Origin of the sequence: Enterobacter sp. CC120223-11 (genome assembly GCF_900215375.1) — a bacterium.
Lineage (GTDB): Bacteria > Pseudomonadota > Gammaproteobacteria > Enterobacterales > Enterobacteriaceae > Scandinavium.
In genome coordinates, this window is the sequence record NZ_OBEF01000004.1 from 96245 (window position 1) to 109175 (window position 12931).

Annotated in this window: 11 protein-coding genes; 1 reads left to right on the plus strand and 10 read right to left on the minus strand. The window is 58.0% G+C overall.

All coding sequences use genetic code 11. The features are described 5' to 3' along the window. Positions 1-56 precede the first annotated feature (56 nt). The 4 genes from fbaA to tkt all read right to left on the minus strand — a co-directional run bounded on the left by fbaA (position 57) and on the right by tkt (position 5831). On the minus strand, positions 57-1136 hold the full coding sequence (gene fbaA, locus CRO87_RS06250) for a class II fructose-bisphosphate aldolase (protein ID WP_097162074.1): 1080 nt from the start codon (positions 1134-1136) through the stop codon (positions 57-59). Between the two features lie 87 nt (positions 1137-1223). Next, positions 1224-2387 carry a phosphoglycerate kinase gene (pgk, locus tag CRO87_RS06255; RefSeq protein WP_097162075.1) on the minus strand — a complete coding sequence of 388 codons (1164 nt, stop codon included), beginning with the start codon at positions 2385-2387 and terminating at the stop codon, positions 1224-1226. A 47-nt stretch (positions 2388-2434) separates the two neighbouring features. After that, positions 2435-3454 (minus strand): erythrose-4-phosphate dehydrogenase, encoded by a 1020-nt coding sequence (gene epd / locus CRO87_RS06260; protein WP_097162076.1) that lies wholly within the window; start codon positions 3452-3454, stop codon positions 2435-2437. A 385-nt stretch (positions 3455-3839) separates the two neighbouring features. After that, positions 3840-5831: a transketolase gene (gene tkt, locus CRO87_RS06265; protein WP_097162077.1), complete on the minus strand. Its 1992-nt coding sequence runs from the start codon at positions 5829-5831 to the stop codon at positions 3840-3842. A 279-nt stretch (positions 5832-6110) separates the two neighbouring features. Between tkt and CRO87_RS06275 the strand changes: the two genes are divergently transcribed. Continuing rightward, complete coding sequence (locus CRO87_RS06275) at positions 6111-6869, plus strand: M48 family metallopeptidase (protein ID WP_097162281.1); 759 nt, start codon at positions 6111-6113, stop codon at positions 6867-6869. Between the two features lie 55 nt (positions 6870-6924). Here CRO87_RS06275 and CRO87_RS06280 read toward each other — a convergent pair whose 3' ends face one another. Genes CRO87_RS06280 through CRO87_RS06305 form a run of 6 tightly spaced genes read right to left on the minus strand, consistent with a single transcriptional unit; the run spans position 6925 to position 12926 of the window. Continuing rightward, the gene (locus CRO87_RS06280) at positions 6925-8565 is read right to left on the minus strand and encodes a thiamine pyrophosphate-binding protein (RefSeq protein ID WP_097162079.1); all 1641 of its coding nucleotides are present in this window, start codon (positions 8563-8565) and stop codon (positions 6925-6927) included. Between the two features lie 13 nt (positions 8566-8578). Beyond that, positions 8579-10048, minus strand: a complete 1470-nt coding sequence (locus CRO87_RS06285; protein WP_097162080.1) for an aldehyde dehydrogenase — start codon at positions 10046-10048, stop codon at positions 8579-8581. Between the two features lie 9 nt (positions 10049-10057). Beyond that, positions 10058-10828, minus strand: coding sequence for an aspartate dehydrogenase (locus tag CRO87_RS06290; RefSeq protein ID WP_097162081.1), 771 nt, complete (start codon positions 10826-10828; stop codon positions 10058-10060). A 9-nt stretch (positions 10829-10837) separates the two neighbouring features. After that, positions 10838-11632 carry an SDR family oxidoreductase gene (locus CRO87_RS06295; RefSeq protein WP_097162082.1) on the minus strand — a complete coding sequence of 265 codons (795 nt, stop codon included), beginning with the start codon at positions 11630-11632 and terminating at the stop codon, positions 10838-10840. After that, on the minus strand, positions 11616-12386 hold the full coding sequence (locus CRO87_RS06300) for an alpha/beta fold hydrolase (protein WP_097162083.1): 771 nt from the start codon (positions 12384-12386) through the stop codon (positions 11616-11618). Before CRO87_RS06300 ends, CRO87_RS06295 begins: the two co-directional genes overlap by 17 nt. Before the next feature lie 9 nt (positions 12387-12395). Beyond that, positions 12396-12926, minus strand: a complete 531-nt coding sequence (locus CRO87_RS06305; protein ID WP_097162084.1) for a cupin domain-containing protein — start codon at positions 12924-12926, stop codon at positions 12396-12398. Positions 12927-12931: the final 5 nt, after the last annotated feature.

The window sequence follows — 12931 nt, forward strand, 5'->3', positions numbered from 1 at the left end:
AGGCAATAAAAAAGCCCGCTGTTTAGCGGGCTTAGGGCAGAAATGGCTGTCAAAAATTACAGAACGTCAACCGCGTTCAGTTCTTTGAAAGCCTGCTCCAGACGCACGATCATGGAGGACTGAGCCGCACGCAGCCATACGCGTGGGTCATAGTATTTCTTGTTCGGCTGGTCTTCGCCTTTCGGGTTGCCCAGCTGGCCCTGCAGGTAAGCTTCGTTGGTTTTGTAGTAGTTCAGGATGCCGTCCCAGGTTGCCCACTGAGTATCGGTATCGATGTTCATTTTCACTACGCCGTAGCTTACGGAGTCTTTGATTTCCTGAGCAGAAGAACCGGAACCGCCGTGGAAGACGAAGTTCAGGCTGTTGTGCGGCAGGTTGTGTTTCTTGGACACGTATTCCTGAGAATCACGCAGGATGGTCGGGGTCAGAACCACGTTACCTGGCTTGTACACGCCGTGTACGTTACCGAAGGAAGCAGCGATGGTGAAACGTGGGCTGATCGCGTTCAGTTTGGTGTACGCGTAGTCAACGTCTTCTGGCTGGGTGTACAGTGCGGACGCATCCATATGGCTGTTGTCCACGCCATCTTCTTCACCGCCGGTGCAGCCCAGTTCGATTTCCAGAGTCATGCCCATTTTGGCCATGCGCGCCAGATATTTGGAGCAGATCTCGATGTTCTCTTCCAGAGACTCTTCGGACAGGTCAATCATGTGAGAAGAGAACAGTGGTTTACCGGTAGCGGCGAAGTGTTTTTCACCGGCGTCCAGCAGACCGTCGATCCACGGCAGCAGTTTCTTCGCGCAGTGGTCAGTGTGCAGGATAACCGGAACACCGTAGTGTTCAGCCATCTGGTGAACGTGGTGCGCACCGGAGATAGCGCCCAGGATAGCCGCGCCCTGAGGAACGTCAGTTTTCACGCCTTTACCTGCGATGAACGCTGCGCCACCGTTAGAGAACTGAACGATTACCGGAGCTTTAACTTTGGCTGCTGTTTCCAGAACGGCGTTGATGGAGTCAGTACCCACACAGTTAACCGCTGGCAGAGCAAAGTTGTTTTCTTTAGCTACCTGGAAAACTTTCTGAACGTCGTCACCGGTGATGACGCCTGGTTTTACGAAATCAAAAATTTTAGACATGTTACGTAGTCCTGTATCTTCGGCCGAAAAAAAGTGCGTGCCTGTTAGCCCGCTGAAAATTGGGCAGGTTTCCCTGCCCCGAATGGCTTACTTCTTCGCGCGCTCTTCGAGCATTGCGACTGCCGGCAGTACTTTGCCTTCCACGAATTCGAGGAATGCACCGCCGCCAGTGGAGATGTAGGAGATCTTGTCAGCGATACCGAACAGGTCGATAGCGGCCAGAGTATCGCCGCCGCCTGCGATGGAGAACGCTTCGCTGTCTGCGATAGCGTTAGCCACGATTTCGGTACCTTTACGGAAGTTCGGGAACTCGAACACGCCAACCGGACCGTTCCACAGAATAGTTTTGGCGTTTTTCAGAATTTCAGCCAGTTTCTGTGCAGAAACATCGCCCAGATCCAGAATCTGCTCTTCATCTTTGATGTCGTTAACAGATTTCAGGGTTGCGGCTGCAGTTTCGGAGAACTCAGTTGCCACGCGAACGTCGGTCGGAACCGGGATATCACAGGTGGTCAGCAGACGTTTTGCTTCTTCAACCAGGTCCGCTTCGTACAGGGATTTGCCCACGTTGTGACCCTGAGCGGCCACGAAGGTGTTAGCGATACCGCCACCCACGATCAGCTGGTCAGCGATTTTAGACAGGGAGTCCAGAACGGTCAGCTTAGTGGACACTTTAGAACCACCAACGATAGCGACCATTGGGCGAGCCGGGTTGCCCAGAGCTTTGCCCAGAGCGTCCAGTTCAGCTGCCAGCAGAGGACCTGCACAAGCGACGTCAGCAAATTTGCCGATACCGTGAGTGGAAGCCTGAGCACGGTGTGCAGTACCGAATGCATCCATCACGAACACGTCGCACAGCGCCGCGTATTTTTTAGACAGCGCTTCGTCGTCTTTCTTTTCGCCTTTGTTGAAGCGAACGTTTTCCAGAACCACCAGCTCACCGGCAGCCACTTCAACGCCGTCCAGGTAATCTTTAACCAGGCGTACTGGCGCAGACAGTTTGTCTTTCAGATAGTTAACAACAGGCAGCAGAGAGAATTCTTCGTTGTATTCGCCTTCGGTCGGACGACCCAGGTGAGAAGTTACCATCACTTTCGCACCCTGTTTCAGCGCCAGTTCGATGGTTGGCAGGGAAGCACGGATACGCGCGTCGCTGGTGACTTTACCGTCTTTTACCGGAACGTTCAGATCGGCACGGATGAAAACGCGTTTACCTGCCAGATCCAGATCGGTCATCTTAATTACAGACATGGTGAATCCTCTCATTGATTCTAAAGTTTTGCAGACGCTCTCGCGCCTTACCTGAAACCTGTAGTGGCCATCGCTAACGTGGTGTCGAGCATTCTGTTAGCGAAACCCCATTCATTATCACACCAGACCAGCGTTTTGATCAGATGCGCACCGCTGACCCGCGTCTGCGTGCCGTCAACGATGGCACTGTGCGGGTCGTGGTTAAAATCTATTGAGACTAACGGTAATTCCGTATAGTCAACTATACCATGAAATGCCCCCTGTGCCGCTTTTTGCAGCAACTGGTTGACTTCGCTGGCTTTTACCGGATTTCTCACGGTCACGCTGAGGTCGATTGCCGTGACGTTAATCGTCGGCACTCGCACCGCAATCGCTTCAAAACGGTCATTAAACTGCGGAAAAATTCGGGTGATGCCCGCCGCCAGTTTGGTGTCCACTGGAATGATCGACTGGCTTGCCGCGCGGGTACGACGTAAATCAGAGTGATAAGCGTCGATAACCTGCTGGTCGTGCATTGCCGAATGGATGGTCGTTACGGTACCGGACTCAATGCCCCAGGCATCGTCTAACAGCTTAATGACAGGAATAATGCAGTTCGTGGTGCAGGAGGCGTTGGAGACGATACGGTGGTCACTTTGCAGTTCATGGTGATTGACGCCATAGACGACCGTTGCGTCGAGATCGTTGCTGCCAGGATGTGAAAAGAGCACTTTCTTTGCGCCAGCGGCCAGATGGGCTTCCCCGTCGGCCCGCGTGCCGTAAACGCCGGTGCAGTCGAGGACCACGTCGACGCCCAGTTCCCGCCACGGTAATGCCTCAATCGAAGGCTCATGCAGCAGACGGATAGCATCATCGCCAACAAATAGCTGCTCCCGCTCCTCGCGAACATCCCATGCAAAGCGTCCATGACTGGTGTCATATTTCAACAAGTGCGCGATGCCCGCAGCATCCGCCAGTTCGTTGATTGCCACCACGGTCATTTCCGCCCGACGCCCGGATTCATACAAAGCACGAACCACGTTACGTCCGATGCGACCGAAGCCATTAATCGCTACGCGTACGGTCATAAGTCTCCTGCAAGCCTCTCCCAAAAGAATGTGGCTGAAGCGTAGTCCAGCCCCAACGGGAAGGGAATGCCTGCTGTCGCAAACCGCGACTGATTGATTATTTGTCGAACACTAATTCAACTGAAACGCTTCAGCTAGAGTAATCGAAACGGGGAATAAAAGGAATGATTGTCCAGACAACGAAGCTGGTTATCTGACGTGCGTCACATTTTTAATGGAATAATTTATGTGAATTTCAGGGCGTGTTGGAATAGCAGGCACAAAAAGCCAGGCGACGATATAAACGCAAAACGGCCACCCGCAGGTGACCGTTTTTAATTATTGCTCCCTCTCCCAGTGGGAGAGGGTTGGAGTGAGGGCGCCAGCCCGCATACTCCAAAAACAATTACAGCAGTGCTTTCGCCTTCGCCACCACGTTCTCTACGGTGAAGCCGAACTCTTCGAACAGCTGCTCCGCTGGTGCAGACTCACCGAAGGTGGTCATGCCAACGATAGCGCCGTTCAGGCCCACGTATTTGAACCAGTAGTCAGCAATCGCCGCTTCAACAGCAACGCGTGCAGATACGGCTTTTGGCAGCACGGATTCACGGTATGCCGCGTCCTGCTTATCAAACGCGTCAGTAGACGGCATGGAAACCACGCGCGCCTTCACGCCTTCCGCAGAAAGCTGATCCCACGCGGCAACCGCCAGTTCAACTTCAGAGCCGGTCGCAATGAAGATAACCTGTGGCTGACCGTCGCAGTCTTTCAGCACGTAGCCACCGCGAGCGATGTCTGCCAGCTGCTTCTCGGTACGATCCTGCTGCGCCAGATTCTGACGGGAGAGGATCAGCGCAGTCGGGCCGTCGTGACGCTCAACGCCATATTTCCACGCTACCGCAGACTCGACCTGGTCACATGGACGCCATGTGCTCATGTTCGGGGTCACGCGCAGGGAAGCAATCTGCTCTACCGGCTGGTGAGTCGGGCCATCTTCGCCCAGACCGATGGAGTCGTGGGTGTAAACCATCACCTGACGCTGCTTCATCAGCGCCGCCATACGCACGGCGTTACGCGCATATTCAACGAACATCAGGAAGGTGGAGGTGTACGGCAGGAAGCCACCGTGCAGGGAGATCCCGTTGGCGATAGCGGTCATACCGAATTCACGCACGCCGTAATGGATGTAGTTACCTGCGGTGTCTTCGTTGATCGCTTTAGAACCAGACCACAGGGTCAGGTTAGAAGGTGCGAGGTCAGCGGAGCCGCCGAGGAATTCAGGCAGCAGCGGGCCGAACGCTTCGATAGCATTCTGGGACGCTTTACGGCTGGCAATCTTAGAAGGATTAGCCTGCAATTTAGCGATGAACTCGTTCGCTTTCGCCTCGAAGTCCGCTGGCATGTCACCCTTCATACGACGGGTAAATTCAGCCGCTTCCTGAGGGAAGGCTTTCGCGTAGGCAGCGAACTTCTCGTTCCATGCGGATTCTTTCGCCTGGCCTGCTTCTTTCGCATCCCACTGAGCGTAGATTTCAGAAGGAATTTCGAACGGAGCGTATTTCCAGCCCAGCTGTTCGCGGGTCAGAGCGATCTCTGCATCACCCAGCGGTGCGCCGTGAGAATCGTGAGTGCCTGCTTTGTTTGGCGAACCGAAGCCGATGATGGTTTTGCACATCAGCAGGGACGGTTTGTCGGTCACTTTACGTGCTTCTTCTACTGCACGTTTGATAGCGTCCGCGTCGTGGCCGTCAATGCCACGCACAACGTGCCAGCCGTAGGCTTCAAAGCGTTTCGCGGTGTCGTCGGTGAACCAGCCTTCAACGTGGCCATCGATGGAGATGCCGTTGTCATCATAGAACGCAACCAGCTTGCCCAGCTTCAGGGTACCCGCCAGGGAGCACACCTCGTGGGAGATGCCTTCCATCATGCAGCCGTCGCCCATAAAGGCATAGGTGAAGTGGTCGACAATGTCGTGGCCCGGACGGTTGAACTGCGCAGCCATGGTTTTTTCCGCGATCGCCATGCCCACGGCATTGGCAATACCCTGACCCAGCGGGCCAGTCGTGGTTTCAACACCGGCGGTATAACCGACTTCCGGGTGACCTGGCGTTTTGGAGTGCAGCTGGCGGAAGTTCTGCAGCTCAGAGATCGGCAGATCGTAACCGGTGAGGTGCAGCAGGCTATAAATCAGCATGGAGCCGTGGCCGTTGGACAGCACGAAGCGGTCACGATCGGCCCAGGATGGGTTCTGCGGGTTGTGGTTCAGGAAATCACGCCACAGGACTTCGGCAATGTCAGCCATACCCATTGGGGCACCCGGGTGGCCGGATTTGGCTTTCTGTACTGCATCCATGCTCAGCGCACGAATAGCATTAGCAAGCTCTTTACGTGAGGACATTTTGACTCCAGATCGGACTGTTGAAGGCAACGCCAAAACGGCTTGACGACCGCGCGTTTTAGGCTACGCCGGAAAAAAGTGACAACAATGTAACCCAAGCGGCAAGCCATGTACATGGAGCATCCGCGCGGTGCCTGGGAAATCTCTGGAATGTCGCGAGCCGTTGCGCAATCTTCTCGCGGCCTTGTCATTATTTTCTTTATACTTTGGTAACATTCCGTGGCTTCGAATAACGGAATATTTAAGACTTTTGCGACTCATAATGACGGAAAATTAATGATGAAACTGCACTCGGTGGTACTGGCTCTTGGGCTGGCGACCGTTCTGACGGGATGTCAGAACATGGATTCAAACGGCCTGATGAGCTCAGGCGCAGAGGCATTCCAGGCATACTCTCTGAGCGATGAGCAGGTGAAAACCCTCTCCGACCAGGCCTGTAAAGAGATGGACAGCAAAGCAACCATCGCGCCCTCCAGCAGCGAATACGCAAAACGCCTCACTAAAATTGCCGCCGCGCTTGGCGACAATATCAACGGCCAGCCGGTGAACTACAAGGTCTACGTCACCAAAGACGTCAATGCCTTCGCCATGGCCAACGGCTGTATCCGCGTTTACAGCGGGCTGATGGATCTGATGAACGACAATGAAGTGGAAGCCGTGATCGGCCACGAAATGGGCCACGTCGCGCTCGGCCACGTGAAGAAAGGAATGCAGGTTCAGCTTGGCGCGAACGCAGTACGCGTGGCGGCAGCATCCGCAGGCGGGATCGTGGGAAGTCTTTCACAGTCACAGCTGGGTGATTTAGGCGAAAAACTGGTGAACGCGCAGTTCTCCCAGCGCCAGGAATCCGAAGCGGATGACTACTCTTACGATCTGTTGCGCAAGCGCGGAATCAACCCGGCAGGACTTGCCACCAGTTTTGAAAAACTGGCGAAGCTGGAAGCCGGTCGCCAGAGCTCAATGCTTGACGATCACCCAGCGTCAGAAGAGCGCGCCCAGCATATCCGCGACCGCATGAAGGCGGACGGCATTAAGTAAGACACACCAAAATGACGTAGGCCCGGCAAGCGCAGCGCCGCCGGGCAATTAACTGCTAATAAAGCGTTTTCTGCGGCGGCCCGGCAAACTTCAGAGCCCCAATCTGCCCCATCCGCACCTCCACCACCGAAGGTCCCGGCATCGCCAGCGCTTCCGTCATCACCGCATCAAAATCCTCTGCCCGTTCGACGCTCCACGCCTGTAAGCCAATGGCCTGTGCCAGCTGGGTAAAGTCCGGTGTATGCAGCTCGTTATAATACTGACGCCCGCCGAAATACTTGTCCTGAATGCCGCGCATCACGCCGTAACCGCCGTCGTTCATCACCAGCAGCGTCACGTTGGCTTTCTCCTGGGCAAGCGTCGCCAGTTCGCCCAGGTTCAGGCTCAGACCACCATCTCCGACCAGCCCGACCACCTTCCGCTGAGGATTCGCAATAGCGGTGCCAATCGCCATCGGCAGGCCCATGCCAATCGCCCCGGCCAGGGAATGGATGTTCATCAGCGGACCGTTGGCTCGGAACAGACGGCTGCCCCACAGGCTGCCGGACACGGTGATGTCGCGCACCAGCAAACCATCCTTCGGCAGCGCTTTCTCAATGGCATCATTAAGCTTCGCATAAGCACCGCACTGCTCGCGCAGCCCCTGCTCGGCCTTCGTCACAGCGACTTGTACCTGCGTATCCCAGTGGGCATTGCCCCATTCCCGCCCCTGCGCTTTTTCCGCCAGTGCGCTCAGCAGTGTGGAGCAGTCAGCGACCAGCGTGTTATCCATCAGATAATTACGGCTCGCCGCCGCCGGGTCGATATCAATCTGCACGCGCGGATGCGGCAGCTCCAGCGTCCAGGAGCGGGTTTCGTTACTGCGAAGCCGCGAGCCCGCCACCAGCGTAAAGTCGCACTGCGCGATGAGTGCTTCAACGGACGGTGAGTTATGGAATGCCCTCAGGCTGGCACGATGGCTGTCCGGCAGCACGCCGCGCGCGTGGGTGCTGGAAATCACTGTGATCCCCGCATCCGCCAGTTTTTTCACTGCATCTGCGCTACCCAGCGCACCCCCGCCCAGCCACAACAGCGGCTGTTTCGCCTGCTTTAGCTGTGCCCACAGCGTTTCGACAACCGTAGCATCAAGGGTTGAAACCGAAGCCACTTTTACCGGCGCCGTGACCAGCGACAGCGGGATTTTCGCCCCCTGAATATCAATCGGAATTTCCACCGAGACTGGCCCGCACGGCGGCGTCTGCGCTTCCTGAATAGCTTTATGCAGGATAGCCATCGCCTGGTTTGCGTTGCTGACGCGGTACGCCCGTTTTGAGCTCGCCTTCAGGAAAGTCAGCTGGTCGCGGGTTTCGTGGATAAAGCCAGTGTCGGCATCGAGCCAGGCTTTTTCGACCTGCCCGGTTAAGTGCAGCAGCGGCGTGCAGGCATTCATCGCTTCAACCAGTGCGCCCACGGCATTGCCCGCCCCTGCGCCAGTGCTGGTCAGCGCCACGCCGAGGCCGGAAAAACGCCCGTGGGCATCGGCCATGGTGACAGATCCTGCTTCGCCGCGAGCAGGCACAAAGCGGATGTTTCCGCGCTGTCCAACCGCATCGGCTATCGGCAAATTGTGAATGGAGATGACGCCGTAGATGGCCTCAACCTGATACTGCTCCAGCGTTCTGGCGATGGCGTCGCCGACGGTTATCATTTCGCTCATTGCTCACCCTTTCTCAGTCGCACCAGTGGTTGACGCTGTTACCCGTCGCCAGATAAATGCTCTTTTGCTGCATCCAGGCTTTCAGCCCCTGAATGCCCTTTTCGCGGCCCAGACCGCTCTCTTTAAAGCCCCCGAACGGGGTCGAAATAGCAAACACCTTGTAGGTGTTGATCCACACCGTGCCCGCTTCCAGCTGCTCGCTCAAACGCAGGGCACGCCCGGTATCGCGTGTCCAGATCCCTGCCGCCAAACCGTATACCGAGTCGTTTGCTTCGCGGATAAGCGCGGCCTCATCGCTAAACGGCATCGCCACCAGCACCGGGCCGAAGATCTCCTCCTGGCAGGCGCGTGCGGTGTTGGTGAGTCCTTCAATAATTGTGGGCAAGAAGAAGCTGCCGTTTGCCAGTTGCGGATCGGCCGGGATCTCTCCGCCGCACAGCACGCGGCCCCCTTCACGCTTCGCCAGCTCTACATAGTCCTGCACGCTCTGGCGATGCCTGTCGTTAATCAAAGGCCCCACGTGGGTGCCATCGGTAAACGGATGACCGACGCGCAAGCCACGGGCTAACTCCAGCAGCCGCGCCATGAGTGGAGCGTAGAGGCTCTGGTGGATAAACAGCCGCGAACCGGCAATGCACGCCTGCCCTGCCGAGCTGAAAATGCCGTAGCAAATGCCACGTGCAGCCTGCTCGATGTCGGCATCTTCCAGCACGATCGTCGGGGATTTGCCGCCCAGCTCCAGCGAGGCCGGGATCAGCTTCTCCGCCGCCACGTGCGCCAGATGACGTCCGGTGGTGGTACCCCCGGTAAAGGAGATTTTGCGCACCTTCGGGTGACGCGCCAGCGCATCACCGATCACCGAGCCTTTGCCCGGCAGCACGCTCAGCAGCCCGGCAGGCAGCCCGGCCTGTTCAAAAATGCGCGCCAGCTCCAGCGCCATCAGCGGCGTGGCTTCTGCGGGCTTGAGGATCACCGCGTTACCGGCGGCAATGGCCGGGGCGACTTTTTGCATTTCGCTGGCGATCGGAGAGTTCCACGGCGTGATGGCCGCCACCACGCCGAGGGGTTCATAGCGGCTCAGCGTCAGCAAATCAGGCTGGCGCGGCGTCGGGAGTTCACCTTCCAGCAGCTCGCAGGCGGCGGCAAAGTAGCGTGCGGTTCCCGCTGCGCTCATTACCAGCCCGCGCGCTTCCGCCAGCGGCTTCCCGTTATCGCGGCTCTGCATCCGCGCCAGTTCATCCACGCGGGATTCAATCAGATCCGCCACCTTATGCAGGATCTTCGCGCGAACGTGCGGCAGGCTGTTGCGCCAGGAGGGCTCGCGCCAGGCGCGCTCTCCGGCCTCAATCGCGACCTGGAGATCGTCAAGGCTTGCTGCGTGCAGGGTGGCGTTAAGCGAACCGTCAGCCGGGAAGTGGCTCTGCATCGGGTTGCCACCGCCCTGTTGCCAGCGGCCGCCAATAAATATCTTCAGCTCTTCCATGGTGGCTCCTTAGCGCTGCGACAGTTCACGGCAGGCGCGTACCGCGCTGAGCGCTGCCAGGGTGGAGGTTTTCGGGTTGCTGGCAAGCGGCAGGCCGCTTAGCTCCAGGTGGAATTCACCGAACACGCCTTCAACGTGCAGCGTGTGGGTATTACGTTTTGTCGCCGGGTCGACCATCAGTTGCACGCGAGTCTCATCCATTCCTATACCGCCGAGCGCCACGGTCGCCGCTACGTTAGCGTTGGCCGGGAACAGACGTGCCGCCTCGCGGGCGCTGCCTTCAAAGAAGATCTGCGCTTCGGATACCGCGTTAAGATCGATAAGCTGCTCGGCATAGCTGCCGCGCCAGCTGGCGGGGCTTTTGCGTGACCGATAGGTAACGCACTCCAGGCCGCCCTCTTTCGCCGCCGCCAGACCGTCGATACCCGCCACCGCGCCGGAGAGCAGCGTCAGTTTCCCGCCAGCGCTGAACAGACGCTGCTCCAGCGCGCTGTCCGCCAGCGCACCGGTGGAGATCGCGGCCAGATGCCAGCCACGGCGTAAAATAGCTTCGCCATACTGCGCCACCGCCTGCTGGCTGGCGCATTCGAGCACCAAATCGGGCGTTTCCTTGCACTCCAACGGCGAGTTCAGGGCCATTACCGTACCGCCAAACTGCTGGCGAATTGCAGCATGGTGGGGCTCGCGCGCCACAATCCAGCCGATAGTGACACCGGAGGGCAAACGCTCAATCACCGCCTGCGCCATCGCACCAAAACCAATTAACATGATCTTTTTCATGATGCGTCCTTACAGATGGCGGCAGAAGCCACCGGAAACGTCCAGCGCCGCACCGGTGGTAAATGAGGCCAGCGGCGAGGCCAGGAACAGCAGCGCCTGCGCAGGCTCCTGCGGCTTGCCGAGGCGTGCCATCGGGATGCCGCGCTTACGGGCGATATCTGCCGTCCATTCCGGCCAGCTCTGATTTTTGTCCGCCCGACTCTCAAAGCGGCGCTGCCACTGCCCGGATTCCACCATGCCAAGCAGAATGGAGTTCACGCGGATGCCCTTGCCCACCAGCTCTTTCGAGAGGGTCAGCGTCATATTCAGCAATGCCGCGCGGGCAGCAGAAGTGGCAATCATGTGCTCCTCCGGCTGCAGTGCCAGCAGCGAGTTCACGCAGGTGATGGAAGCAATGTCGGACTGTTCCAGCTGCGCCTGAAAGGCCTGAACCGGGTTGATCACGCCAAAAAGTTTCAGTTCAGCTTCATGCAGCCACGCTTCGCGAGGGGTGTCATTGAAGTGCGCTACGTAGCCCTGCCCGGCGTTGTTGATCAGCATATCCGTCGCGCCAAAGCGGGCTTTCACCGCATCCGCAAACGCCTGCACCTCATCGGCTTTCAGCACGTCACAGCGGTATGAAAAAATCTCCCCGTCAGGGTGTTCGTTTTGCAGCGCCGCATGGGCGCTGGCCAGGCGGTCCGGATCGCGACCACAGAAAGCGACCTTTGCCCCTTCGCCCAGCAACAGGCGCAGCGTTTCAAAGCCAATGCCTGAAGAACCGCCGGTGACTACCGCTACGCGCCCATCAATTTGTGCATTCATCGCGCACCTCTTCGTTAATGCGTAAAAGCTGTTGGTTAAAAAACGTCTCGTTATCCAGATAGCTGGCGTGCCCGGCCAGAGGAATGGCGGTGAACGGCATGCCGTAACGCAGCGCCAGCCCCTGAACCAGCTCTGGCTGTGTGATAGCATCCTGGTCGCCGCACCAGACCTCAAACCGGCCAGAAAAGCGCTTCAGCCAGCCGTGAATGTCGTCGTGCGCCAGCATCCACGCCGCGGCGAGGTATCCTTCAGCGCGCAGTTTGCACATCCCCGTCGCGACGGTAGCGATATCCTCCGCACGCGCACCGGGGCGCAGTAGCTTCGCGGCGCGGGTTCGGGCGAGCATTTCACCGCCCTGCGCCATCTGCTGTTCGCGGCTACGCCAGACCTGCTCACGCTGTTCCGGTGCGGCCTGCCCGTAGCCCTGCGCGGCATCCGCCAGAACCAGGTGCAGGACGCGTTCCGGGAACTTCGCCGCAAAGGCGCTGGCAACCAGCGCTCCCAGCGAATGACCCACCAGCACCACCTGCCAGACGCCCGCGCGGTCAAGCATTGCCGCCAGCACATCGGCATAATCACCGGCGTTGGCACGATCCACCGCCAGCATCGGGCTTTCGCCATAACCGGGCATGTCCCACGCCAGCACGCGAAAACCCTTCAGCGCCATCTGCTTATGCCAGGAGGCCGCGCCGGAGCTGATACCGTGCAGCAGCATCAGCGGAAGGCCGCTGCCCTGTTCGCGAAAACCCGTCATCATGCCCCCTTAGTTCCGCTTCACTTTCGACAGCGGATGGTCGGATGGATAGGTTGGGATCTCTGGCTTGTTGGTCCCCAGCATGACGCACATCAGCGCCTCTTCTTCACCGTGGTTAAACAGCCCGCGATAGATCCCCGCAGGAACGGAAATCAGATCACGCTCGCGCAGCACGGTTTCGGTGTAGCTGTCGCCGTCCTGAATCATCAGCGTGATCTGCCCTTTGAGCATGAAGAACACCTCTTCCACGTCGTCGTGCAGGTGCAGCGGCCCTTCACACTTCGACGGCAGCACCATGGTGGAGAAGGTAAAGTGATCCGCCTGCACGGTGTTGGTGTCGTTCGCCACGCCCGTTGCGCCAGTGCCGATGTAGCGCATCTGCGCCCGGCGATATTTCGGGTCAAAATCGGCCTGGAACTTCAGCGCGTTCCAGTCATATTTGCGGCCTTCAAAGCGCGCGATGCGCGACTCGACCCACTCTTCCATGGTCAGATGGTCAGGTTTAATGCCAGGTTTGGTGGTTACGGTTGAATCAGTCATGACAC

Coding starts and splice junctions, on each gene's coding strand:
- tkt (WP_097162077.1), bottom strand. CDS start 5,831: ATGTCCTCACGTAAAGAGCTTGCTAATGCTATTCGTGCGCTGAGCATG.
- CRO87_RS06285 (WP_097162080.1), bottom strand. CDS start 10,048: ATGGAAGAGCTGAAGATATTTATTGGCGGCCGCTGGCAACAGGGCGGT.
- epd (WP_097162076.1), bottom strand. CDS start 3,454: ATGACCGTACGCGTAGCGATTAATGGCTTCGGTCGCATCGGACGTAAC.
- pgk (WP_097162075.1), bottom strand. CDS start 2,387: ATGTCTGTAATTAAGATGACCGATCTGGATCTGGCAGGTAAACGCGTT.
- fbaA (WP_097162074.1), bottom strand. CDS start 1,136: ATGTCTAAAATTTTTGATTTCGTAAAACCAGGCGTCATCACCGGTGAC.
- CRO87_RS06275 (WP_097162281.1), top strand. CDS start 6,111: ATGAAACTGCACTCGGTGGTACTGGCTCTTGGGCTGGCGACCGTTCTG.
- CRO87_RS06280 (WP_097162079.1), bottom strand. CDS start 8,565: ATGAGCGAAATGATAACCGTCGGCGACGCCATCGCCAGAACGCTGGAG.
- CRO87_RS06300 (WP_097162083.1), bottom strand. CDS start 12,386: ATGACGGGTTTTCGCGAACAGGGCAGCGGCCTTCCGCTGATGCTGCTG.
- CRO87_RS06305 (WP_097162084.1), bottom strand. CDS start 12,926: ATGACTGATTCAACCGTAACCACCAAACCTGGCATTAAACCTGACCAT.
- CRO87_RS06295 (WP_097162082.1), bottom strand. CDS start 11,632: ATGAATGCACAAATTGATGGGCGCGTAGCGGTAGTCACCGGCGGTTCT.
- CRO87_RS06290 (WP_097162081.1), bottom strand. CDS start 10,828: ATGAAAAAGATCATGTTAATTGGTTTTGGTGCGATGGCGCAGGCGGTG.